The 25,048-nt window shown below is 43.8% G+C and carries 21 protein-coding genes and 1 tRNA gene; 11 read left to right on the forward strand and 11 right to left on the reverse strand.

The genetic code is table 11. The annotated features are described in order from the left end of the window. The first annotated feature begins 104 nt into the window (after positions 1–104). On the forward strand, positions 105–3,023 hold the full coding sequence (locus tag QT998_RS00350) for a sensor histidine kinase (protein WP_333113673.1): 2,919 nt from the start codon (positions 105–107) through the stop codon (positions 3,021–3,023). A 214-nt stretch (positions 3,024–3,237) separates the two neighbouring features. Here the strand turns inward: QT998_RS00350 and QT998_RS00355 are convergent, their stop codons facing one another. Beyond that, positions 3,238–3,708: an ABA4-like family protein gene (locus QT998_RS00355; RefSeq protein WP_333091266.1), complete on the reverse strand. Its 471-nt coding sequence runs from the start codon at positions 3,706–3,708 to the stop codon at positions 3,238–3,240. 350 nt (positions 3,709–4,058) lie between these two features. On the opposite strand from QT998_RS00355, the gene QT998_RS00360 reads away from it, so the two are divergent. Next, positions 4,059–5,072, forward strand: coding sequence for a leucine-rich repeat domain-containing protein (locus QT998_RS00360; RefSeq protein ID WP_333113671.1), 1,014 nt, complete (start codon positions 4,059–4,061; stop codon positions 5,070–5,072). A 245-nt stretch (positions 5,073–5,317) separates the two neighbouring features. Here QT998_RS00360 and QT998_RS00365 read toward each other — a convergent pair whose 3' ends face one another. Then, complete coding sequence (locus QT998_RS00365; protein ID WP_333113668.1) at positions 5,318–6,817, reverse strand: phytoene desaturase family protein; 1,500 nt, start codon at positions 6,815–6,817, stop codon at positions 5,318–5,320. Positions 6,818–7,266: 449 nt separating this feature from the next. Here QT998_RS00365 and QT998_RS00370 point away from each other — a divergent pair, with 449 nt between their 5' ends. The 3 genes from QT998_RS00370 (at position 7,267) to QT998_RS00380 (ending at position 10,955) form a co-directional block, all read left to right on the forward strand. Then, positions 7,267–8,952, forward strand: a complete 1,686-nt coding sequence (locus tag QT998_RS00370) for a hypothetical protein (RefSeq protein WP_333113666.1) — start codon at positions 7,267–7,269, stop codon at positions 8,950–8,952. A 221-nt stretch (positions 8,953–9,173) separates the two neighbouring features. Beyond that, complete coding sequence (locus QT998_RS00375) at positions 9,174–10,169, forward strand: pentapeptide repeat-containing protein (protein ID WP_333091270.1); 996 nt, start codon at positions 9,174–9,176, stop codon at positions 10,167–10,169. Between the two features lie 150 nt (positions 10,170–10,319). After that, positions 10,320–10,955: a hypothetical protein gene (locus QT998_RS00380; RefSeq protein WP_333113664.1), complete on the forward strand. Its 636-nt coding sequence runs from the start codon at positions 10,320–10,322 to the stop codon at positions 10,953–10,955. Positions 10,956–11,048: 93 nt separating this feature from the next. Here QT998_RS00380 and ureC read toward each other — a convergent pair whose 3' ends face one another. The 7 genes from ureC to QT998_RS00415 all read right to left on the reverse strand — a co-directional run bounded on the left by ureC (position 11,049) and on the right by QT998_RS00415 (position 17,781). Continuing rightward, the gene (gene ureC, locus QT998_RS00385) at positions 11,049–12,785 is read right to left on the reverse strand and encodes an urease subunit alpha (RefSeq protein ID WP_333113661.1); all 1,737 of its coding nucleotides are present in this window, start codon (positions 12,783–12,785) and stop codon (positions 11,049–11,051) included. Beyond that, positions 12,782–13,792 carry a DUF91 domain-containing protein gene (locus QT998_RS00390; RefSeq protein WP_333113658.1) on the reverse strand — a complete coding sequence of 337 codons (1,011 nt, stop codon included), beginning with the start codon at positions 13,790–13,792 and terminating at the stop codon, positions 12,782–12,784. Before QT998_RS00390 ends, ureC begins: the two co-directional genes overlap by 4 nt. A gap of 50 nt (positions 13,793–13,842) precedes the next feature. Continuing rightward, on the reverse strand, positions 13,843–14,154 hold the full coding sequence (locus QT998_RS00395; RefSeq protein WP_333113657.1) for an urease subunit beta: 312 nt from the start codon (positions 14,152–14,154) through the stop codon (positions 13,843–13,845). A gap of 33 nt (positions 14,155–14,187) precedes the next feature. Beyond that, positions 14,188–14,490, reverse strand: coding sequence for an urease subunit gamma (gene ureA / locus QT998_RS00400; protein WP_015179363.1), 303 nt, complete (start codon positions 14,488–14,490; stop codon positions 14,188–14,190). Positions 14,491–14,602: 112 nt separating this feature from the next. Next, positions 14,603–15,478, reverse strand: a complete 876-nt coding sequence (locus tag QT998_RS00405; RefSeq protein ID WP_333091279.1) for an urease accessory protein UreD — start codon at positions 15,476–15,478, stop codon at positions 14,603–14,605. A gap of 73 nt (positions 15,479–15,551) precedes the next feature. Then, positions 15,552–16,865 (reverse strand): photosystem II assembly protein, encoded by a 1,314-nt coding sequence (locus QT998_RS00410; protein ID WP_333113655.1) that lies wholly within the window; start codon positions 16,863–16,865, stop codon positions 15,552–15,554. Continuing rightward, positions 16,858–17,781: an SPL family radical SAM protein gene (locus QT998_RS00415; RefSeq protein WP_333113653.1), complete on the reverse strand. Its 924-nt coding sequence runs from the start codon at positions 17,779–17,781 to the stop codon at positions 16,858–16,860. The genes QT998_RS00410 and QT998_RS00415 overlap by 8 nt, the downstream gene beginning before the upstream one ends. 45 nt (positions 17,782–17,826) lie before the next feature. Between QT998_RS00415 and QT998_RS00420 the strand changes: the two genes are divergently transcribed. Further along, complete coding sequence (locus tag QT998_RS00420; RefSeq protein WP_333091283.1) at positions 17,827–18,105, forward strand: hypothetical protein; 279 nt, start codon at positions 17,827–17,829, stop codon at positions 18,103–18,105. Positions 18,106–18,320: 215 nt separating this feature from the next. On the opposite strand, the gene QT998_RS00425 is transcribed toward QT998_RS00420, so the two are convergent. Further along, positions 18,321–18,405, reverse strand: a tRNA-Leu gene (locus tag QT998_RS00425). A gap of 198 nt (positions 18,406–18,603) precedes the next feature. On the opposite strand from QT998_RS00425, the gene ndhL reads away from it, so the two are divergent. The 4 genes from ndhL (at position 18,604) to QT998_RS00445 (ending at position 21,495) form a co-directional block, all read left to right on the forward strand. Further along, positions 18,604–18,819 (forward strand): NAD(P)H-quinone oxidoreductase subunit L, encoded by a 216-nt coding sequence (ndhL, locus tag QT998_RS00430; protein ID WP_193972727.1) that lies wholly within the window; start codon positions 18,604–18,606, stop codon positions 18,817–18,819. Next, the gene (locus tag QT998_RS00435) at positions 18,820–19,125 is read left to right on the forward strand and encodes a DUF3007 family protein (protein WP_333091284.1); all 306 of its coding nucleotides are present in this window, start codon (positions 18,820–18,822) and stop codon (positions 19,123–19,125) included. Between the two features lie 321 nt (positions 19,126–19,446). Beyond that, a complete protein-coding gene (trpA, locus tag QT998_RS00440; protein WP_333091286.1) occupies positions 19,447–20,238 on the forward strand; it encodes a tryptophan synthase subunit alpha in 792 nt (263 codons plus the stop codon). Between the two features lie 609 nt (positions 20,239–20,847). After that, positions 20,848–21,495, forward strand: a complete 648-nt coding sequence (locus QT998_RS00445) for a DUF6658 family protein (protein WP_333113650.1) — start codon at positions 20,848–20,850, stop codon at positions 21,493–21,495. Positions 21,496–21,924: 429 nt separating this feature from the next. Here the strand turns inward: QT998_RS00445 and QT998_RS00450 are convergent, their stop codons facing one another. After that, positions 21,925–22,188 carry a hypothetical protein gene (locus QT998_RS00450; RefSeq protein ID WP_333091290.1) on the reverse strand — a complete coding sequence of 88 codons (264 nt, stop codon included), beginning with the start codon at positions 22,186–22,188 and terminating at the stop codon, positions 21,925–21,927. Between the two features lie 342 nt (positions 22,189–22,530). Here QT998_RS00450 and QT998_RS00455 point away from each other — a divergent pair, with 342 nt between their 5' ends. Next, entirely contained in the window at positions 22,531–24,930 is a 2,400-nt protein-coding gene (locus QT998_RS00455; RefSeq protein ID WP_333113735.1) for an ATP-binding protein, read from the forward strand. Positions 24,931–25,048 lie beyond the last annotated feature (118 nt).

Below are 25,048 nucleotides of genomic sequence, written 5' to 3' on the forward strand. Positions count from 1 at the left end.
ATAATTGAGACGATTATATTATAGGTTGATTGTTTTTAATTTTAATTTTTAATTTTTTTGAGTTGGTAATTTGAAATTGGACAAAGGTGTGGGGAAGTTGGAAAATGGGGCATGAGCAAAGATCGAAGGATTTAGACGAACAAATGGCGGGCCTGGAGCGCGTTCTCCAAACTCTGCGAGAAGAGGAGAATGTGGAAGTGTTGCTGGAAACCACTCTGGGTTACTTGCAAGCGGAATTTGATTGGCGGTTGATTTGGATCGGGTTGTACGATCGACAAGCTCACCGATTGTTCGGGAAAGGCGGCATGACTCCTAACGGCGACTTGTCTTTTCTAAAACAGCGGTTTGCCCTGAATCCGGGGGATTTGCTCGAACAAGTGGTGATTCAACTGCGCCCGGTGGGAGTCCCGGATTTGCGATCGGAAAATAGAGCGGGAGAATGGCGCAAGGCAGCTCAAACTTTCAACGTTCAAGGCACGACTCTGTTTCCGTTGCGCTACAAAGACCGCTGCTACGGCGTGATTTTACTGGGGACAGACCAGTGGGGAGCGTCGCCAAAGTCGGAGGAAAAAACGCAGTTGGCGATCGTATTTGGAGCGCTGGCAACTGCTCTTTATCAAATAGAAAAAGATTGGCAGCGAGAACAAGTCAAACACCCAGATGAGTCTCTATTAGCGCTGATTTCGCAGTTGCGGGAATTGCGATCGCTCGATCAATACTTGCAAGCGGTAGTAGAACAGGCCCATGAATTTATCGAGCCGGCGCGGACTAATGTTTATTGGTTCGAGGCAGAGCGGCGCTATTTTTGGCGCAGAGTCAGCAACCGCCAAGTGTCTCCGGGTTTGGGCCCCCAGCGACCGGCTTCGGGCATCACGGTGCAAGACTTGGGCGAATTTTATCAGGCTTTGACTGCAGAACAAATGGTTTGGATCGGTGAATCTCACAGTTCTCTGAAAACTGAGCTGACTGGGCGGTTGATGCAGCAAATCCGCGCTCGCTCTCTGTTGGCTGCGCCGATTGTTTCCGAAGGCGAATTGTTGGGATTTCTGGCAGTGGAAGCGACGGAGGCGCGGATTTGGCAAGACAATGAAAAACATTACTTGCGGGGAGTGGCGGAGTTGGTGGCTTTGACTGCTCCTCTGTCGGAGATGGAGGAGAAGATTGAGCAAACACAGCTCGATCGAGATTTAACTGCCGGCATTGCTCGCGCCATTTACAGCGATGCTGACTGGGAGGCGACTTTGAAAAATACTGCCGAAAAGTTGTGCTCTCGGCTCAAATGCGAATATTTTTTGCTGTTGCTGTACGGTGAAGAACAAAATTGCTTTGAAATTGTCTCCCAAAATCTGCCCCGCAACCGCAGGCCAGTGCCTTCGCCGCTCAAAGCTCTCGATGCGGCTGACAGGCTGCTGCTGCAAGAGTGCGGGGAACCTCTGGGGATTGAAAATTGGGAGGAAGACGGGCGGTTGGGAGCTTGGCGGGAAGTGCTGGCGGAGTCGGGGGTACGATCGCTTTTGGCATCGAACACTAGGGGGAAAACGGCAAAGTCCGAAAACAGCCATCCCAAATCGCCCGTCGAAAATCAAAAATCGATCGAGGGTTTGCTGGTTGTTGGGCACAGCGCCACTCGTACTTGGAAGCGCGCGGAGCGAGAGTTAGTTGAAATAGTCAGCCAACAGCTAGGATTAATCTTGCACTCTTGGCAGCAAAGTTCCCAAATCGATAAATATCAGCAATTCTCGCGATCGCTCAAATCAGGGTTAGCGGTTTTGCAGCATTCTGGCGAGGTGCAATTCGGGCAACAGAAATCTGCTTCGCCTGTAATTTTCCCAGAGTTGCCGCTGCAAAAGCTCGATGGTAACTTTGCTCAACAAATTTCCCAGATAATTTCCTGTCCTTTAGTAGCCATCATTACTTGGCATCCGGGCCAGGAGTTGGGTTCAATCTCTGCAGCGGTAGCGGCCAATCCCGTATTTGCCCTCAATCCCGATGCCGAGATTCCCGTGCAAACGGATGCTTTGATCCAGCAAACCCTGGCGCAAAGAGGCTTGCTGCAACTGAACTTGAGCCAAGTCCCGCTGGCGACGAAGCGGTGGCTCCGCAGTCCTGGAATTGGCGAAATTATGGCGGTGGCACTGCAGACAGCCCCAGAACACGCTCCGACGGGTATTGTGGTGGTTGCCGACGCTCAGGGCCGCCAGTGGTCTGAGTTGTCGGTGAATTTACTGAGTTCGATGGTGTCTCAGTTGGCTTGGTGGCACAGGTATTTGGCGGTGCAATCTGCCACTGAGTCGCAGCGATTGGATCTGGAAATGCTCAACTGGTACAAGCTGCGACGTTTTGAGGATTTTTACCGCACTGTGGGAGCGGGGATGAAGGAGTTGGGGGAGTTGAGCCAGTCGATTTTGCAGTCGGCGAAGGAACAAAAGGATGCTCTGAAAACTTTGCGCTACCAGCAGGTTTTGCGACAAATGGGCAATGCTTTGGGGTCAACTCATTTGATGTTGAAACACGAACAGTGGCGGCTGCAATTTGCACAAGATGCGGTGTCTGTGAGCGCTTGGTTGAGGCGATCGCTCGATCGCGCAGCCGCCGGTATCAAACAGTCGCAAGTCTTGCTGGAAGTCAACACGGAGGCTGCTGTGTCGGTGTCTGCGGGCAAGACTTTGAGCGTTCGCGCTGACAGCATCAAGCTGGATTTGATCCTGTGCGAATTGCTGGCGTTGGCTTGCAGGCGCTCTGGAGTTGGTGACAAGATTGAGATTCGTTCTGTACTGTTGGGGGAAGATTTGTTAGAGGTGTCTGTGCTCGATAGCGGTCGAAAGTGCGATCGACAGTTAATTGCTGCTTTCAACGGCGGTTCTCACCACGATATACTGGCCGTTTCGTCACATAGGTCGATCGTCCAAAATCTTTTAATTTGTCAGCGAGTGGTACGCTTAATGGGGGGAGAATTTTCCTTAGAAAGGTTAGAAAATAATGCAATTGTCGCCCGCTTAGTCCTGCCCCTAGCCACTTCTTAAAATTCTGTTGACTTCCTAGGGCGCGCCTTGTGTCTACTGTTGAATAAACGAACAATTGCATGAATCACTGAATTGATACAGCAACCGCAGATGTCAGGTAGATGCAACACCGATAAACGCAGATAATGTCCTGTGAAGTGATATCAATTCCGGTTGCAATCCTCATGATGTTGACTGTTAACTGTCAACAGTCAACAGTCAACGCCTGAATTTACTATTCCGATGCTAACGGATTTGATATAACACTTGCCGCCGCCTCAGAATTCGGAAAAAACTTGGCAGTAATCCAAGCAGTTACAATATGGGAAAGCAATCCCATCGGCCCTGCAAACAAACACAAAGCCAAAGAATGAACCGTCCAAACTCCTGTCCGCTGTCCTTCCAAATAAATCCATCGCCCGACAAACAAATCCATCACTAAAAAATGAATCCATCCCGTAGCCGCCGCCGTTTCTTCTCCCAAAAATTTAGCAATATCTGCTAGTTTTGGATTGGACAAAGCCGCCGCATTTTCCGCCGTCAGACTGCTACCAAATAAATATATGTACAAGAGGGCGAGTACCACAAACGGAATAAAGGAATTCATTACTTTTCTGGTAATTCCCCAGTTTGGCAATAAAATCATAATTGCCCAGAAAGGTAAAACAAACAGATTACCCGCATTGAAAATTAGTTCTGGTGTCATAATTTGGTGTTTGCTCCTGCAAAATGCGATACAATCAAGACTGTTAAGATTACTTTACACAATTTTTGCTAAAAATTATCAAAATATGCCAAAAATTTAATTCACAAATTAAAAAGAGTTGCTATACTGATCCCAAATCTAAGACTTGTGTCATGTGCGATCGATTAATCGCACTACGAACCTTAGAAAACTATATTTGGAAGGTGCTGATGCGTTTAGGAATGACATCTAAAATCCGAAATATAGCGGTTCTCAAGCGTGGTGAGATATGCCCTATGCCCTATGCGCCATGCCATATCCCCTATGCCGGATAGTACCTCATCTTTCTAAGAAAGGCTATATCAAATTCCATGACAACAACTTACAGTAATTTTCCTGATTGGTGCAAACATAAAGAAAATCTCTCTCCCGGTGCGAAACATACCGTAGATATACTGTTGCAAATATCAGATACTGCCGAATGCGATCGAGCCGATGAACTGCTTTCTAGTATAACAGAGCTCAACCTCAAACAACTTCAAATTACCGATATCAGTCCCCTTTCATCTTTCACTCAACTTACGAGTTTGATACTCGACAGCAATCAAATATCTGACATCACTCCCCTGCAATTTTTAACTAAACTGAAAACTCTGGTAATGGATGTCAATCATATATCAGATATCAGCGCGCTTTCATCTCTTACTAATCTGACTAGACTCGTTCTAGATACCAATCAAATATCAGACATTACTCCCCTAGCTGCTTTAACTAATCTTACGGAACTTGTCTTGTTTGACAATCAAATATCCGACATCAGTTCCTTGAAAAATTTAATCAAGTTAAAATCGTTAATTTTCTACACAAACAAAATTCACAATCTCGCTCCTTTAGCAAATTTAACTGAGCTCAAAGTTCTCTATCTTTACCAAAATAAAATATCAGACATCAGCCCGCTGGCTTCTATGAAAAATCTACACACGCTATTTTTGTTCGAGAATAAAGTATCTGATTTAACTCCGCTAAAAGCTTTAACTAATTTAAGAAAATTAGTTTTATTCCAAAATCAAATATCTGATATTAGTCCTTTGGCAGATTTAACTGCTTTAGTTGAACTAAACCTAGGTAACAATCAAATATCAGACATCAGTCCGCTGAAATCGTTAACTAATTTGACTCAACTTTATCTGTTCAATAATCGGATTTCGGAGGCTGGGGCGCTACAAGCTTTGAATAACTTATTTTTGCTCGATTTGTACAATAATCAAATTTCTGAAATCGGTTGGCTGCAATATTTGCAAAGGTTGACGGCGCTTGACTTGCGCGGCAATCCGATTGTGAATAAGATTTGTCCTGTCAATCCTGAATCTATATGTCGGTTTTAATTGTTAAGGACGTGGCGAAATCTGGGCTCTTGTGATAGGATGTCGAACGTTGGTATCAGGAGAAAGTTATGAGTTCGCACGATGCTTTGATGTTAGTAGTGCTGCTGTTGCCAGGTTTGGCTTTGTCGATCGCAATTATGGGCAGTTTTGCCGCTGGTGGATAAAGTGTTCGATCCTGCAGATTTTAGTCCTCTGATAATTTTAAAGAGGACTAAAGTCTTCACTACAAACCTGTTGCTGCTAGTTTACAAAAATTGTGCAGTCACATCGGAATTTACCAGGGTGTTGGCGCACAAAATACCCGATGCTGCGACGGCGGGAACGCCAATTCCCGGCATGGTGCTGTCTCCCACCCGATACAAGCCTTTGACTGGGGTTTGTGGCCCGGGAAATGTGCCTTTTCCGGCGGCGATTGCAGGCCCGTAGGTTCCTTGATATCGGCGCAAATATCGGGCGTGGGTTAGCGGTGTGCCGATCGACTCTAAGACTATTCGCGATCGCAAATCCGGTATAATTTTTTCTAAAGCTTTGAACAGAGATTGCGATCGCCCTTGTTTCTTTTCCTGATAACCGCCGCCGTATTCCCAACCTGCGTAAGGTTCCAATGTATAAGCGTGAATGGCATGATGTCCGGGCGGCGCTAGAGTTTTATCCCACACTGTCGGAATCGAAATCATGCAGGTATTTCCGGGTACTGTAATGTCGATTGTGCTGTCGTGAACGACGACGTGGTGGCCGGTCAATCCTTCGAGTTTGTCTGCTTTAATGCCTAAATGCAGGTGCATGAAACTGTTTATTGCTGGCACCGATAAAGCCGTTTTTCGGTAGTTTGCTGGCAAATCTTCAGGCCGCAGTAACTTTGTATAAGTGTCCCAAACGGTGGCATTTGAAATGACAATTGGGGCGCGGATAATTTCGCCGTTTTTCAAGCGAATGCCCGTGGTTTTGCCGGATTCAACTAATATTTGCTCGACTGGTGTTCCCAATCGCAATTTTCCTCCCCACCGCTGCAAGCCTCGAACTAAGGCATCGACGATCGCACCACTGCCTCCTACAGGATATTCGATCGCCACTCGCGATCGTTCGCCAATCATAAAAGCAATTTCTGGCGCGACAGTTTCGTGGGCTTTCAAGCCCGACAGCAAAAAGCATTCCAAATCGATCAAACGCCGCACCCAAGGATCGCGCACGTCTCTATCCATTAATGTACCAGCCGAACTGGCGATCGCCCCCAATGACGGTAACAGCTTCAGCAAAGCAGGCGAGTACCGAGACAGCAACACAGATATCAATTGCCAGTCCGATCTCAGCGCCAAAGCCGGAATTCCACGCAAAGCGTCATACACAACTAATAGATTTTGTTGAAATTGCTGCAATTCTCTAGCACCTTGCGGTGTGAATTTAGCTACAGCATCTAAGTAATTTCTCGCATTAGCATAAACTGGCAAACTTCCTTCAGGAAAATGGTAATGGCCCAGCGGATCGTAGGCAATTACTGCGATCGATTCCTCCAACACATTCAAGACTTGCGACAAAGGATTGAGCGACTGCGAATCGCTCAAACCGCAATAAAAAGAAGGCCCAGAATCAAAGTGAAATCCCCCGCGCCAAAAGCTGTGAGCCGCCCCGCCCGCTATGGTGTGGCTCTCGCAGACGAGTACCCGCTTCCCGTAGCGAGAAAGCATCGAGCCTGCGACTAAGCCGCCAATACCGCTACCAATTACGATCGCATCAAAGTCTTGCATTTATCAAATGTGGTATAATTGTATTATTTATTGCTGACCCGCAAGAAACAAGTACAAGCCCCGACTTATAGCCTATTTCAAAAAGGTGAGCAACAGGCTTAGATTTGAGATTTTAGATTGAGGGATCTATCGATACCTCATCGAGAGTGAGAACTGCTATAAGTAGTGAATTATCGCAAAATTTTAGACCCTTGCTGAAATCCGGTGATTCGCAAAGCTGCAAGTCAATCCAAAATCTCAAACTTGTTCGCTCGCAAAGTCGAAAAATCTAAAATGGAAAATCCACTGCATCTTGACCCGCCCAAAAACGGCAGCCCCCGCAGGACAGTCGTGGATGTCCTAAAATTTTAGACTCAAGTTGGGGTGCCGATGAATCACTGGCAATGCAAGTAAATCTCAAATCTCAAATCTCAAATCGACTGACAGGGTATTTTTTGGAGAGGAAAACTATGCAAGCTTTATCTATTTTAGATGAAGTTGTTCGCGAATTAGAACAAGACATCAATCTCTCGCGCATAAAAAAAATTATATTTTTTGCTTGTAAAGAGTGTTGGGAAAACGATTCGACCAAACTCGCTAGCGCCGATGTAAAGAGTTTAATCCAAGAACTCTGCGCTAAATACAACAAGTTAGAAGATATTGAAGCAGTTTTAAGCAGTCTAGTTGCTAAGGTAAATAAAAAAAACGAGTACGCTTTAATGGCAGATCAAATCATCTGCCAACTGAGCAGGCTTTACGAATACCAAGACTTCACAAAATTAGAAACAAACATATCTAATTTTGGCGGTTACGAAGCACCTGCATTTGACGAACACTTCAGTTCGGAACTGCCACCAGAGGAGTTGAACGAAAGAGACCCCGGAGATCTATTTGATGTCCGACAAAAAATTTTACAGCAAACAAATCCGCTGAGGGCGAAAATCCTTATTTTTTCTACTCTTTATCACCAGTTCACTTTTAGCGAGCGCGACTGGATGCTGCTAAAAAGCCAAGAACTTGACAATCTGCTGCGACAACTGTTTAAAGTCTGCAGCAGTCTGCCCGAACTCGAATCTCAGTTGTACAGAACTGCCGGCAGTCTCGACAACACAGACGAATCCGACCAAGTGGCTAGCGTGATTATCAAAGCGATGAATTATTGTTACGCAAAATTTCCACAGAAAGAACACGATCGAGCCGAAGATTCCGTTACCGAAGATTACGATCGAACCCATTTAAACAACAGCTTTTATCAAGAAAACGAGCCGGTTGACAGGGACAACGATTATTTTGAGTCTGGCGATATTACTCAAATCATTCAAGCTGCTCCCACTCACTATTATTATGACCCAGAGCAGACTTGCTTAGTGCCAGATACGGCAGAACATACCAAGTTTAAACAACCCGAAACCAGCAGCAATAATTCTACGGCTAATTTCGGAAAGGACTTGGTAGAAACCTTACCAGTTTCAGAAACCCCGACAGTTATCGAAATTTACGAGCCGATCGTTCCAGTTACTATCAATATTAGCGATTCCATCAAGCGTAAGTTGGGATTGGAAGAAGAAATGACAGGATTGGTCAGTCAAAGCGCTAACTCAGCAACGGATCAAATAGAAAAGATCTTCAGCGAGTTAGAAGCTGCTTTGAACGGCAAATTTTCTACGGAAAGTCCAGAGGAACGTTTGTATTTGAAATATAAAAATCTCAGAGATTATGTAGAAAAAGTTCAGGGATTTACCGACAAATTAATTGAAATCCTGAAGGAAGTAGAATCAAAAGAAAGCGGGTACTCTCCTTCTGAAACCTCCGAAAATATTGCCGAAAATAGTTCAGCAACAGAGCCGCCAAATTCCCCAGATAAACCAAATCAGTATCAGCTTGTGGAAATGGCACAACAAGGCAAGCCAAAGGCGATCGCCCTATTGATCAATCAATTGCTACAGCCTAAAGGAATTACCGCTATAGCCGGATTTAAAGATGGTTGGCTCCACGTTGTTTTGGAGTCTGCCGAGTCACCAAACCAAGAGACTACAGCTACATACATTCACAAAAAACTGTGTACTTTAAAATCAAAATATCTGACTCGTGTGAAAATTCACGGGCGACAGATAGGCAACAAAACAGTCGCTTGGACTCAAGAATTTGTGAATTAAACTCATTACATCCCCGACAGAATGGAAGCATCTCAGTTTGGCAAAAAGCTTTTTTTTGTTGAGCCTGCGAGCGTCCCCGATCGGGGATGCTCGCACTATAAAAGGCTAAACTGAGATGCTCCCCACAGAAGTTTGCGGCCACAAAAACTAAGTTTGCAAGACTAAAGACTGAAATTCAAAAATTCAAGTAATAGCATATTTTACCCAGATTCAAAACAAATATGAATGCCAGCGAAATTTTAAGGCGATATACATCAGGAGAACTAGATTTTCAAGGTATGAACCTCAGAGGCGTATACCTCAGCGGCGCGGATTTAATTGGCGTAAATTTAAGCAGTGCTGACCTCTGGGGTGCAAACTTAACGATGTCATACCTGAGCAGAATTAACCTTCAGAGCGCAAATTTAACTAATGCCAAGTTGTGCGGTGCTAACTTAAATCAGGCCAACTTGAGCGGAGCAAATTTGTCCGATGCAGACTTCCACGGAGCGACTTTGCAAGGTGCAGACTTTCGCAAAGCCAACATCTCTTTAGCAATTTTTATCGATGCAAATTTGAGCGATGCAGATATGCGAGGAGTCAATTTGCAAGCTACAGACTTGCGAGGCGCTTGCTTGCGCGGTGCAAATTTGCGTAAGGAGCCGCGAATTTTTGAGGGTGCAAATTTGCGGAGTGCAAATTTGCAAGGTGCAGATTTGCGGGGCGTCAATTTGCTAGGTGCAGATTTGACTAAAGCTAATCTCAGTCAAGCGAATTTGACTGAAGCATCTCTACGGGAAGCAAATTTGACTCAGGCGAATTTGAGCGAAGCTATTTTAAATGGCACATTTTTGACTGAAGCAACTTTGGTAGAAACAAATTTTTCTTGGGCTGTTATGACAAATGCTAAGTTAGAAAGAGCTATTTTAATTGATGCTGAATTGGCTGGTGCTAATTTGCGCGGTGCATTTCTTCCTGATGTTAAATTGAGCAATGCTAATTTAGTTATGGCTGATTTGAGTCGAGCTAATTTGGTGAGGGCTGATTTAAGTCGAGCTAATTTTAATCAAGCAAATTTGACTGAAACCGATATGACTGATGCTTACCTGGCTAGAACAGATTTGCGGGAGGCAATTTTGCACCGCACAAATTTGATGAGAGCCGATTTGAGCACTGCTAATTTAGCGGGAGCTCAGTGGCGCGGTACAATTATGCCAAGTGGAGAATTGCACGGATAGTAATTGGGAATTGGTAAGGGGAATTGGTAATTTTTAGGGTGGCTCAGCGATTAGTTTATCAATGCTGTCAAACAGCTAGCTGACGCATCCTGCAAGGTGCAATTTAAATCCACAGTAGCTGAGCGTGACAGTAGTTTTTACTCATGAGTCATGGGAAATTATCAAACAGTTTTTTTGTTCAACAGCCTAACCTTACTATTAGTTGGGATGGTGACTGGATGCTTGAGTTTATTCGGTTCTTCCGTAAAAGGGTTATTTTTGCCGCCTTGCTCTACCACGTATCCGGGTGCTGGTTTCTTTTTCTTGGCGTTTCAAATGTTATTTTATTTATCAGTAATGGTATGCGTTTTTACCTTTGGATTGCTGAGAATTATTCAACCAAATCGCCCAGAAAATAGATTTATTTTATATTCGGCACTGTTTACAGGTTGCTTTCTGTTCAATGAAGTTTTTCGCACCCACGTTCATCTGGGGCGTGCGGGTTTTCCTAAAGTGACAATTGTCATATTTTATGCGGTGCTGGCAATTGTATACGGATTGGTTTTTAGGAGGCAAATTAAATTAACTCCCTATCCTTTACTGTTGAGCGGCGTTGGGTTGTTATTTGTTGCCTTTTGTGCAGAAGCGCTGCCTTTAAAAAACGAGATTGTTTCGAGCTTGTTGGAGGGAATTCCGAAGTTGTTGAGCGGGATTAATATTGCACTTTATTTTTGGTTTGTGTGTCAGGGTTCGATCGTGCGATCGCTCAATGGGGCTTTCGGGGCGGGCGGGACACTCCACAATTAAATTTACTGCTTGTGGAACAGGCTTTTCGGCCTGTTCCTACTCGATATTTTAGTCTGCGAAGAGGGAATAACAAAGCCGGATTTGGTATCCCAATCAAAACAGAAAATATCTCTGCGCCATTGGCAAAACAGTTGCCGGTTCGCAAGTTAATAATTCCCCATCCGCCCTCACTTCATAGGTTTCTGGATCGACTTCCATATGCGGCAAATAATCGTTCAGTTTCATATCTCTTTTACTAATTTGTCGCGTGCCCGAAACTGCTACAGTTGGCTTTTGCAAACCGAGCTGTGCGGCAATATCTCGATCGCGCGCCGCCTGACTTACAAACGTCAAACAAGTCGCCCCAATCGCCCCCCCAAAGCTGCCAAACATCGGCCGCATATGCACCGGCTGCGGCGTCGGAATGCTAGCGTTAGCATCTCCCATCTGCCCGTAGGCGATCGCCCCTCCCTTAATTACCAGTTCCGGTTTAACCCCAAAAAACGCCGGCCGCCACAAACACAAATCCGCCAATTTCCCCTCTTCCACCGAACCCACATACTGACTAATTCCGTGAGTAATCGCCGGATTAATTGTATATTTTGCAATGTACCGCTTCGCCCGAAAATTGTCATTTTCTCCCTCTATTTCCCCCCCTTGATAAGGGGGGGTTAGGGGGGGTAAATTCCCCCTTTGAACCTTCATTTTATGAGCCGTTTGCCAAGTCCGAATAATCACTTCCCCAACCCTTCCCATCGCCTGCGAGTCAGAAGAAATCATACTAAACGCGCCCAAATCGTGCAAAATATCTTCAGCAGCAATAGTTTCCCTTCTAATTCTCGACTCAGCAAAAGCCACATCTTCAGGAATCCCCCGATCCAAATGGTGACAAACCATCAACATATCTAAATGTTCTTCCAAAGTATTGACAGTATAAGGGCGAGTCGGGTTAGTAGACGAAGGCAAAACATTAGCTTGGCCGCAGACTTTAATAATATCCGGTGCGTGTCCGCCGCCAGCACCTTCGGTGTGGTAAGTGTGGATTGCCCGATTTTTAAAAGCCGCAATTGTCGCTTCCACAAATCCCGCTTCATTGAGAGTATCGGTGTGAATTGCAACTTGCACGTCGTACTCGTCAGCCACACTCAAACAATTGTCGATCGTCGATGGCGTAGTTCCCCAATCTTCGTGGAGTTTCAAACCCATTGCACCGGCGAATATTTGTTCGACCAATCCTTGAGGTTGGCTGCTATTTCCTTTACCTAAAAATCCCAAATTCACCGGGAAAGCGTCGGCTGCTTGCAGCATTCTGTACATATGCCAAGGGCCGGGAGTGCAAGTGGTGGCGTTTGTACCCGTTGCGGGGCCAGTGCCGCCGCCGATCATTGTAGTGATTCCAGAGGCGATCGCCACTTCTATTTGTTGCGGGCAAATAAAGTGAATGTGAGAGTCAATTCCCCCAGCCGTGAGAATCATTCCTTCACCAGCAATAACTTCTGTACCCGGCCCGATAATAATATCTACTCTATCTTGAATGTAAGGATTTCCGGCTTTACCAATTTTGTAAATTTTCCCGTCTTTAATACCGATATCTGCTTTAACAATTCCCCACCAATCCAATATTAAAGCATTAGTAATTACCGTGTCAACAGCACCGTCCGCATTAGAAATAGGCGACTGTCCCATACCATCGCGAATAACTTTACCGCCACCAAATTTAACTTCATCCCCGTAGGTTGTGAAGTCTTGTTCAACTTCTATGAATAATTCTGTATCGGCTAACCGGACGCGATCGCCCGTTGTCGGCCCAAAAGTTTCCGCGTAGGCGCGACGATCCATTCTGTAACTCATATTAATCCACTCCTTACTTGATTTAATTTTGCCACAAACTGGTTAACCTGTTCTTCTGTTTTAAAGAATCCTTCAGCAATTAAACCAAAGGAATCATCTTGTTCTATTTCTTGATAGTTAGGTAACAAATTAGCAAATTCTTCTGCATCAATGTTTAAATAGTTTGAAATTCTATCTATGTATACTTTAACTTTTAGACCATTCCTAGGCGTACTTTCAGTTAACAAAAGATTTAAGATAAGTTTGCCATTTCGACATCTTTCTCTCAATGCCAGACCTTTTGTTGTTGTATTTATCCAAAATATATGTGGTACAACTTCGTCATAAAGTAGTCTATACAATTTTCCAACTTCATTGCTATCTGCCATTTCAGATAATTGTTCTAGGGTCAAGTTGAGATTTTTTTTGGATGTATTTACAGGTTTTATTTCAGCCTCAATCAACAATTTTCTTGCTAGTAACTCTCTACCGCTTGAGTCACGGAAATACTGGAATGTTGCGACATTGATTCTCACACCATAAGTTTCTGACAAGTATTTAATAATCCTTTCAGAATTACTATCTATCTGTGCAGCTACAACTATAATGTTGTGCTGATAATTCAAGATATCAGGGAATTCTGAGCTAAATTTATCACAAAAAGCATCTTCTAAGTTACTGCCATTTTTAGTCAGTAAATAAGCATTGGCAATTTCTGTAACTCTCTCCTTTGACAAATCCTTAACCCATGAGGCGTAATCCAAGGCTTGTGCTGTTACTTCTCTTGATGTTTTGTCCTTCTTTAACTCAACAATGACTAAATCTCCGTTCCTATCTATACATAAAAGGTCAAGTTGTCCACCATAATCAGTAATCACTTGCCGACCAATGACCAAGAGATCATCTGCTAGGATTGAAATATCATTCTCTAGCCAGGTTTCTAAACGCGATTCTAAGTCTAACTTAGATTCGGTAATTTCATTCAATTTATCCTGTGATATTTGCCACAATCTAATTTGATCTGACATATCGAATTATAATCCTACTAATTATTCTTTTTAAGCTCGGCAAACAAGTCTCATCCATCTAACTTACCGTTCACTTTCCCGTTAAAGCCGTAGACTTCACGACTGCCGACAAACGGTACTAATTGCACTTCCCTTTCATCTCCGGGTTCAAATCGGACTGCTGTACCTGCGGGGATATCCAGCCGCATTCCTTTTGCTTGTTCTCGATTAAATGCCAAGGCTTCGTTCGCTTCATAAAAGTGATAGTGGGAACCGATTTGAATCGGTCTATCGCCCGTATTTGCGACTAGCAAGCGCAATGTTTCACGCCCTGCATTTAATTCTATTTCGCCTGCTGAAACAATCATTTCTCCCGGAATCATGTCTATCTCCTGCGAGTTGTTGCGGTGGAATATTTAACGAATCGGATCGTGCACTGTCACTAATTTAGTGCCGTCGGGAAAAGTGGCCTCAACCTGCACTTCGTGTACCATTTCCGGTATTCCTTCCATGACATCTTCCCGCGTCAGGAGAGTTGTCCCGTAGCTCATTAAATCTGCGACGGTGAGGCCGTCTCTAGCTCCTTCTAAAATTGCGGCGGAAATGTAGGCTAGTGCTTCTGGATAGTTTAATTTTAAGCCTCTTTGTTTCCGGCGCTCTGCTACCAGGGCGGCGGTGAAAATCAGCAGTTTGTCTTTTTCTTGGGGGGTGAGTTGCATTTTTATTCTGGTAAGGGCGATCGCATTATTTGCTCCAGTTCGGCTATCAATTATACATCAAATTTGATATCGAAGTAGCTGTCAATGATACAATTTTTGAATTCAGAAAACCCTATTTTATCCAAACTCTGGGCAAACAGCAAGGGCGTTCTGAAAAAGATAAGCGCAACAAGTGCCAAATGCTGACAAACCAGTCTCTCGCTGCGGTGGTGGATGAACCGCGATATCTGCACAGCAAACCGTTAGGAATACGAGTCACGCCGGCGGTGGAATTACCCGGATAAATTGTTGCTTCAGAGGGCAAATTTCGCACTTTTTTTACTATTTCTGTAGTGACTGGTTCGCCGATCCAAGCGAGGGTGGCGACTACGGATTTTCCTGCTAAACCGTGAGGACTTTCGAGCATTTCTGAGCCACCTTTGAGCATTTGTCTGTCAATCCACAGAGGGCTGTTTTGTTGCCAGACTTCGGTGTGCGATCGCCATTCTCCCGACAAGAACTTTTCACCCCTAGCACTGCGTCCGAACCGGGTAATTTCCCAGAGTAAAATCCTCGCTGTCGGTGCTAATTCTACCCGCAGATTTTGCTGGTAAATTGCACCGTCGAAAACAATTGTTTCCTGCGGTAGCCATTCTAAATTAGCACCTTGTTCTAGTTTGATGTCGATATTTTGTTGTGATTTTAGTCCGCTGCTGCGATAGATTTTACTAGCAGCGGCGCTGGTAATCAAGGCTTTGGTGTTGGGTTGGAGATGAAAATTGCTGGAAAGGCGATCGCCCCCGACAACTCCCCCAGCCGTGTGCAAAATGACGCTGTGACAAACCTCTTTCCCTTCAGGATAAAACGGGCGCTGCACCTTGAGGGGCGCTTGCATTTGATTGTGGATGATTTGAGTTGAGCCGCTGCGGTTGGCGTAGACTAAATTGAGGCAGCCGTGCCATCCAGTTTGAATGTTATTTGTAGGTTGTTCAGTCGAGTTTTGAATCACAGATTTTTAGAATTATTGTTTAATTTGATACTTGTTTGTCGCTAACTTTATGTTTTTTACTTTTTCTCTAAATTTATTTATTAGCCAATATTACATAGTCATCCACTACATAACTTAAATCATAAGGTAACTTAAAGTGCTGGCGAAAAAGAGGACTAATAAATTGCTGGCAATGTAGATTTTTTCTAGCAAATTTTGCAAAACTAGGATGGAATTTCCTGCTGCCAGTAGAACTTAAATATTTATACCAAACTAAGTTTAATCCCAGCTCATCAAGAAAATTTTGTACTACACTTAGCTCTTGTTGGCAATCATCAACTCGACGAATATTGTACGATTTCAGCAACTTTTTTTCTTGAATAATTAGCAAAACGTAACCAAAATCATTCAGACTGCTTGTAAATATATCCTTGTAAATTTGAAGGGATTTTTCTCTTCTCTCCTCATCGTTAAAAAAACAGTGAGAAATCACTATAAAATCAAAGAATTTTTTGGGCAGTCTTTTAGATTGATTTTCCCCATCAAAGATACTAGAAGTATCAAAACGAAAGTAAGCATTCATCGCTTGGGGTTCCATGTACTGCCGCCAAAACTGGAGTCCGCGATATTGAAAAGCTTTTTGTTGTTCCAAAGAGTAGTAGGATATGTGCATTGGTGGCATTGAAAAAAAGTCGCTACTGCTTTGTAGCAACAAACCAAGTCCGTAAGCAACAGTACCCGGCCCAGCCGCAATATCGAGGATATTGAGTTTAGTTGGCAACAACCCTGCTTTGTAAACCAGGAACCAAGCTAGATATGTACAATAGACGTTATCTAGGAAATATCTCATTAAATAGATGTGAGGACTTAGCTCAAAACTGTATTGAGGATCTTGTCCTTCTTTCAGTTTTTGTATGTCGTCAATAGCTTGTTTGAGTAAATAATCAATATTGCTTTTTTCGCGGCTCAACTTATTAATTTCGTTCTTGATGAAGCCAGCCAAATGTTGTTCAAAATTATTAAAAACTTTCTCATCAATGCCAGTGCATTGAATCATACTTGCATCGCATTCTATCAACTTGAAAGCTTTGGAAATATATTCAATAAGCTTTTTGTCGGGAAACAAGGTTGATTCATCAATCCGCGCCAGAGAATCGTCAAGTTGCCCGAAGCTTAGTTGCAGTTTTAATTCTGCTAAATGCCGATCGCCTTCTTTGATGCGGTCATTTTTTTTTTGCAATAACTTTTCAAGCTGTAGACGCTCTTTAAATAGCTTCTGCTGCCATGAGAGTTTTGCCCCGGAATTTTCTATTTGTTTTAACAGTTGTTTGGCAAGTCGATTATTTTGACTCTTAACGGCTTCGTTAAACTGATGGGAACGCCACCAATTTACTAGCGGATTACTCATAGCCAAATCCCTCTTTACCTTCCATAATCTCAACATCCGGGAGCATCGCAGTTAATTTATTTTTAAACTTGCGATAACTCTGTTGTTCGCTATTGTACCACCAATCGTACTTTTGTTTAAGAGCTAATGCTTCCTCGCGAGTTGACGCAATTAGCGATCGCCCGTTGCTGGCATGAAAATCCTGAATCACCACCCGATCTACAACTGCCAGCTTGCTAATAAAATTAGCTTCATCTTCCGGTAAGGTAGGGAGTAGTGGCGTCACAGTTATAGAAAATCTAACTTCGCAATTTTCTCGGTAAGGAAAACTATCTCTTAATTTTGCCATAGCTTTGAGTCTTGCAGGAATACTCGGCGATTTTGGTTCAAAATCTTTCCTGACTTTTTCGCTACCAGTGGGAATGCTCATGTTAATTCGCAACCGCTGAAATTGCTGTAAAATATCGACATCTCTAATTATCATAGGACTTCGAGTTTGGATAACCAGCGTCGGCTGATAGGGAAGCATCACTGGTAACAAGTACCTAGTTAATAGTTTTTTAGATTCAATGGGCTGATACGGATCTGTGACACTACTCATGTAAATGCTAGGTGGTCGGTCGGGGTTTTTCTTGTACCAAATATGCAAATCTTTCTTTAAAATTTCCGCTGCATTTTGCTTGAGAATTACCCAATTTCCCCAATCCTGCCGCATCTGTGAATTAGGGCTAAAAGCAGCAGCATAACAATAACTGCATCCGTACTGACAGCCGCGATAAGGATTCAGCGTGAAATCGTAAGCGCTGATAAATCCAGTCGCTTTGTTGAGCAATGACTGTGCATTTTGTGCATACACTTTGGCAGTTCCAAAGTTCTCTCCGCGTGCGACAGTGTGTTGCTCGTCGGCGGAATATCCCTCATACTGAGACTTTACCATGATTAAAACCTGTTGTTACAGTATTAAAACGGAAAATGTTTAGGAATGAGTAAGGCTATGGCGCTTCATTTTACTACTTCACTTTACCGCACTCAACAAATGTCAGCAAAACAGTGGGGAATTACTCAACTTTACAATAAATTTTTTGAAGAGCCAACAAGTCAGCTCTTTAAACTCCATGCTAAGCTCGATCGCGAATGTAATGCAGCTTACGGATTTACTGACAGCGACGATATTTTAGCAAAACTGCTGGAATTGAACCTAGAACTGGCAGAAACCGAAAAACAAGGTCAGCCCATAGTTGAGCCCACAGCCCCTAATTAAGCGAAAATACTAATTGCCAGGTAAAATTTTTTATCGATTTCCTCTGCAATTCTTGCCCAGCATCAAGACAAAATTGAGATCCATCCCCAAATCGGACAGGGTACGGAATTTGTGATTGCTTTGCTTGTGGCTGCCTAAAATACGATACACACAAATTCACGATTTTTTTCAGAAGTCGAGAATCGGCGTGTATCGCACTTTCAACCTAAATTTGATGGGGGTGGAGGGACTTGAACCCACACGACCGTTTCGGGTCAACGGATTTTAAGTCCGTAGCGTCTACCATTCCGCCACACCCCCCTTTAGTCAAATTGCTGTGGATTTGATTCACTGACAGCAACAGCCTTTTATTCTACAACCAAAACCCCAATTTACGCAACCCCTAATCTAAAAATTCTCAAAACTCGCGCTGCATCTCCCCAAGCGGTACAATAGTTAACCAGCTAGCGGAGCGTCTGTGCCCCCTTACCGCTGTTATTATTCCCCTAAAGCAAATCTATGTATATTACCTTGCTGCTTTACGCCGTGTTAGCAGGAGCCTACCTCCTGGTAGTACCGGCCGCCACCTACGCTTACCTGAACAGCCGCTGGTACGTGGCCACGTCTTTTGAGCGCGGCTTCATGTACTTCTTGATGTTCTTCTTCTTCCCCGGTATGTTTCTCCTAGCTCCCTTTTTGAACTTTCGCCCCAAGCGGCGGCAGATTGAAGCCTAAATGCGACGTATTGACGTAATTGGAATCAGTCTCGGCTTTTTTGTAGCAGGTGGCTTGGTCTACTTGCTACTGCAATTCGCCGGACTCGACAGCATGAATGCAGGCATTTGGAGTCAGTTATTTTTGGTTGCCGGCTTGATTGGCTGGCTGGTGACTTATTTATTTCGAGCCCTGACTCAAAGTATGACCTACAGCGAGCAACTGAAAGAGTACAAAGATGCTGTCTTGCAGAAGCAGCTAGATGCACTCACTCCTGAAGAGTTAGCCAAACTTCAAGCCGAAATTGAGCAGGAAAAAGATAATTAGTCAGTGGTTAGTTGTCAGTTGTCAGTGGTTAGTGGTGAGTTGTCAGTTGTCAGTGGTTGTATCATGTCCGGTCGAGCAACCGCGATTTTTGTAAGGGCGGGTTCACCAACAATACCTGCCAATAATTGACAATCTCAAAAACCCGCCCCGACCGGGATATTATGGTTAATCGCTCGGACATGATATTAGTTGTTATTAGCTAATACCAACTGCCAACAACTAACTGCCAACAACTAACTGCCAACAACCAACTGCCAACAACTAACTGCCAACAACCAACTGCCAACAACCAACTGCCAACAACCAACTGCCAACTGCCTAATGACTATTTCTAATTGTTTTGAAACGTTGCGAAAGAGCAACAAATGTGCATTAATTCCTTTTATTACTGCTGGCGACCCAGATTTGGAGACAACGGCTAAAGCGCTGCAAGTTTTGGATGATAACGGTGCAGATGCGATCGAGCTTGGCGTTCCCTATTCTGACCCGCTAGCTGACGGGCCGGTGATTCAAGCCGCCGCTACTAGGGCCCTGCAGCGGGGAACGCGGTTAGATCCGGTGCTGGAAATGGTAGCTAAAGTTAGTCCGAATTTGCGATCGCCCATTATTCTATTCACCTACTACAACCCGATTTTGTACCGAGGTATAGAAACGTTCTTGCAGCAAATCAAAAGTGCTGGAGTTCAGGGATTGGTTGTACCCGATTTGCCCTTAGAAGAAGCTGACAGTCTCATCCAACCTGCCAACAAATTAGGGATTGAACTAACATTATTAGTTGCTCCGACAAGTCCCAAAAATCGCATAGAAGCGATCGCCCGCCAGTCTCAAGGATTTATTTACTTAGTCAGCGTAACCGGGGTTACGGGAGTGCGCGAAGGTTTAGAAACGCGAGCAAAAGAGTTGCTGCAAGAAATTCGCAGCATCACCGACAAACCCATCGGTGTCGGTTTTGGTATCTCGACACCGGAACACGCTCGACAAGTCAAAGAATGGGGTGCAGACGCTGTGATTGTTGGCAGTGCTTTTGTTAAACGCTTGGCCCAAGGCACTCCAGAAGAGGGTTTAGCAGCAATAGGCGAATTCTGCAAGAGCTTAAAAACAGCGATTGAATGATAGCAACTGTGCAAATACTTTCAGCCATTAGACAGATGCGGGCGATCGCCCCGTGTCGCCACAATTGGGATTAAAGACCTTGTTGTACTTGAGATCATACACCTCCTTCCTTCTGGTTCTTGACCAGAAGGTTTTTTTTACTCATAAAACGCAAAACCTTTCAACCCAGCGCGCACTTCCCGCCAAACGCTCAGCCAAGCAGGGAAAAGGCATTGCCGTATCCGGCGCACACAACTACGATTTTTAATAATTGGTATGAGATGGAGGATTGTCCGTTTTTTGTTCCATCTTGCTTCTTGTATCAATCTACTGTCAACCTAACGACGGGCTTTTCGGCCAAGTTGTCAACTGTTTGCTGTCTGCTGTCAAATATTCCATCTTCCATCTTCCATCTTTCTTCTTCCATCTTCGATCTTCCATCTTCGATCTTCCATCTTCCATCTATACCTGCTACAACTTGAGGAATCTAACTTGAGGTAGATGAAAACATCCTGTTATTATTTATATATTTTAAAAAGTGTTTAAGTTCCTCTAGTTTGTAATGCTAGCCATCTACACAACTACCAGGAATTAGAGCATATCACAATAGAAATAGAAAGGATCATTTTTATGAACAGACTAACTGCATTTCTGAAAAAAATTCGAGCTGTACAAATTTTAACAGTGTTTCTGGCTGGCATTTTAGTATTAGTGAGTACGGCCTGCAGTAGCCCTGATGTGAGCGCAACAAAAACTGATGGGAGCGCAACAAAAACTGATGTGATGGCAGCAAAAACCTCCGACCAAATTAGAGAAGAAGTGCCTTCTGAGGCTGTAACTTCGGTATATAAAGGCGGCCAGAATCAATACAGCGATGACGATCCAAGAAACACAACTGTTACAGGAGCAGAAGCAAAAGCTCAGCTTCTCAAAGATGAAGCCCAGCGTCGCATCGACACCAAATCTAGCAGCGATGTGGGCGAAAATGTGCGGCGGGTAAAAGAAGACGCGTCTGACAAACTTGACGAAATTGGCGACAAGGTGAATAAGAATTCTCGCACGGTTCAGCGCAAAGCTGATAACTTTGGCGACAAAACCAAGGAAGGCTTTGCTAACCTGAAAGAAAACACTCGCGACGGCTTGAAGGGAGCAAAAGAGATTGTTAAAGAAGCCACCCAGGGAGCAAAAGAAAGAGCAGCAGAGGGTACTGAGTCTCTGAGATATAATACCAGCGGCGGCCAAGAGAATGTCACAGATGCAGCGCGAAATGCAAAATAGAACACTGAAGATGCCTCGGACAATTTTCGCTCGAAAGTGAATCGAGATATTGACAGAACTCAACGAGCGGCAGACGCGATAGACTAATTTCAAATAACGTTGAGAAACGAAGCAATATTTATCTTTTGGAGATTGCTTCGTTGTTCGCAAAGAACCAGCAATATACAGCGTGTTCCAGGTTTATGATGTACACCTCATATAAACCTGGGATACGCTGTATTTTTTTGCAGGAGCAATTTTACTGATTTCACGATCGAACTATATTAAACTTACTTAATTATACACTGTATTTTTCAAGACGCTATATTTCCGTATTCCTACTGTTTTTGCGCTAATTTAACTGTATTTGAGATTGATAGCAGCAATTTATACGTAAGTAAAAGGCTCCAATTTAGATCGCCTAAGTATAAAATGTTGTTTGGTAGATAACTATAATTTGCGATCGGCAACTAGAAAATTATGCTGTTTATACCCTAAGATAGATACATTAACTATGGTAAAGTTAAACTCTCGACTGGGAGCGGTCAAAATGGCTGCAACAGTAGAGGTAGTAAATTTGACAGTAATGCCCGGAGATTGCCCGATCGCGCAATTATACGCCGATTGTCGATCGGCTGCTGTCTCGGCGGCACCCGAAAAACACTCGCAACCGGCTAGCAGCAAACGGGAGCATCTGTGTTTTGCAAGAAGCATTTTTTTACAGTGCCCTCGGGATCTCGCAATCTGTAAAATACGCGAATTCTTGAGGTGTTCGGACTATAAATGCAAAACTGAGTTGCATCGCAGTTGTTAATTGCATTGCTCAAAATAGTCCTTAAGCAAACAGAAATTCTAGATTAACTAGAAAAAATCAGAGTCATTTACTAATATATGAAACCTCCAAATATTTCAATTTATCTTGACTCTTGTCAGCCAGATAGAGCGGTATAAAATCGGTTTAAAAAATGCGAAAGATGCGCGATATATTGTCGCCGTAATCCGAAGCAGATCGATAGGGGGGATGCAGACAAACTTTATTTGGAAAATTTTGTTGTGATGCTAGTAACAATGATGCACGACTTTTACGATGCGCTGGCACATTTGGCAACCTATACAGAGGCCGCACCGACGGAGCGCCAACAAATCCTGAAGCGCGTTGAGACGAGTCAGAAAAAACTCAAAGAATCCGCGCACCTTACCCCGATAGATTACCAGCACAAGTTCGATCTGGTTGAGGCAGAATTGCGGGGTCTTTTGGGGCAGAAAGCAGAAGCAATGGAATTGTACGATCGAGCTATTGCTGGAGCTAAAGCTAATGAATATGTTAATGAAGAAGCTCTCGCCTGCGAACTCGCTGCTAAGTTTTACCTCTCCCACGGTAGAGAAAAAATTGCCCTAGTCTACATGATAGATGCCTGCGATTGCTATGCTCGCTGCGGAGATGCAGTCAAAATTGAAGACTTAAAAAAACGCTATCCTCAATTGTTATCGCCGATTTTGCCGCCAGCAACAGTCGCTGTAAATCCATTAGCAACTGTCGTCATATCTCCTAATCAACATCACTCGGTGCATCCATTTATTCATTCATCTGTGTCGCGTCACCTGTCGGATTTCGGAGTTTTTTCAACTCTGCTAAAAGCTTGTCAAGCGCTTTCTAGTGAAATTGAACTCGATCGGCTGATTGCCAAACTGATGCAACTGGCGATCGCAAATATAGAAGCTGACAAAGTAGCGCTGCTGTTACCAAACGGCAGTAAATGGGAAGTGGCAGCAGCAAGCGTGATCGACAATTTGGGCGTCGAAAGGGCGATCGGCTTACCATCAGCAGCACTCGATAAAAACAGCGATATCCTGCCCCTAAAAATTGTTGACTGCGTTAAAAACTTGTTGAAACCTGTGATTGTGCGGAACATTGCTGAAAATTGCGATCGCGATTCCGACTCCTACATCCAGAAATACCAACCGCAGAGCCTGTTATGTTGGCCGATTCTCGATCGAGACAACTTAGTCGGCATCTTGTATCTAGAAAATCGGTTAACAGCAGGAGTTTTTACGCGCGATCGCTTGCAATTTCTCAATCTCCTGTGTTCCCAAGCAGCAATCAGTTTATCAAACGCTATACTTCATCAAAAATCTCAAGATTACGGTCAACAATTAGAGCGATTGCTAACAAAATTTAGCCGCACTGAAAATCAGCTTGCCGAGCAGAAACAAATGTTGCAAGCGATACTTGATGTCGCTCCGATTTGGATTTGGATGGTGAATCCGAAGGGTAAAGTACATTTTTTTAACAATACTTTTTGTCAAGATGTCGGCGCGCCTCTAAGCGCTTTTTTAGCTGCCGAGCATTACAAAGATATATTGGGGGAAAATGCAGCAAACTGTTTGGTTTCAGATGCCGCCTGTCTTGTCCAAGATTCACCGCATTACTCCAGTGAAACTCTCACATTAGTTGACGGCAAACAACACTATATAGAAGTCACGAAAGTGCAGTTAAAAAATTCCCAAGGCGAGACGGTTGGGATTATTGGCTTGGGTGTTGATGCCACGGGTCGCAAGCAAGCAGATGAACTTTTGCAAAAGCAAAATCAACAACTAGAACAAACTTTAAAAGATTTGCAGCAAGCGCAACTGCAAATAGTACAAAGCGAGAAAATGTCGGCTTTGGGCAATTTAGTCGCCGGAGTCGCCCACGAAATCAACAATCCAATTGGATTTATTTCTGGCAATTTAAGCGAAGCTAAAAGAAGCTTGGCAGATGTTATAGAACATTTAGAATTGTATCGCTCCGATGCACCAAAATCGGAGAAGGCTAATCATGCCGAAGAGGTAGACATCGATTATCTTTTGGAAGATTTACCGAAGATGATTGATTCAATGCAAGTCGGGTGCGATCGCATTTCTAGCATCAGTACCAGCCTCCGCACCTTTTCCCGAGGAGACAAAGACTACAAAGTTCCTTTTAATATTCATGATGGCATTAATAGCGCTATTTTAATTTTGAAACACCGCCTCAAAGCCAACGAATGCCGCCCGCAGATCGAAGTAATAACTAAATACGGCAATCTCCCTAAAATTCAATGTTTCCCAGGTCAATTAAATCAAGTTTTTATGAACCTGCTGGCCAATGCGATTGATGCCTTAGAAGAGTCAAACTTAGGACGCAGTTTTAGCGAAATTGCCACCAATCCCAACCGCATCACTATTTGCACTGAGGTACTAGGGGAAGGACAGATTCAAATTAAAATTGCTGATAACGGCACTGGGATGCAAGAGGAAATTAAAAAGTATATATTCGACCATTTGTTTACGACGAAATGCGTCGGAAAAGGCACTGGATTAGGGTTGACCATTGCCCATCAGATTGCGGTAGAAAAACATGGCGGCAGCATTGAGGTGAGTGCGGAACACGGAATTGGGACTGAATTTGCGATCGTTTTGCCGGTGAAAGGATAAATTTTAATTACAGCAGTTTAGTAAGTAGGCTATTACAAATAATTAACATGAGGTGGGGAGAGGGGGCGGGTTAATAAATATTGTGGATGTGATTGAAAGATTGTTGGTAAAACCCGCC

The sequence above is a fragment of the Microcoleus sp. S1D4 genome, from assembly GCF_036700765.1.
Lineage (GTDB): Bacteria > Cyanobacteriota > Cyanobacteriia > Cyanobacteriales > Microcoleaceae > Microcoleus.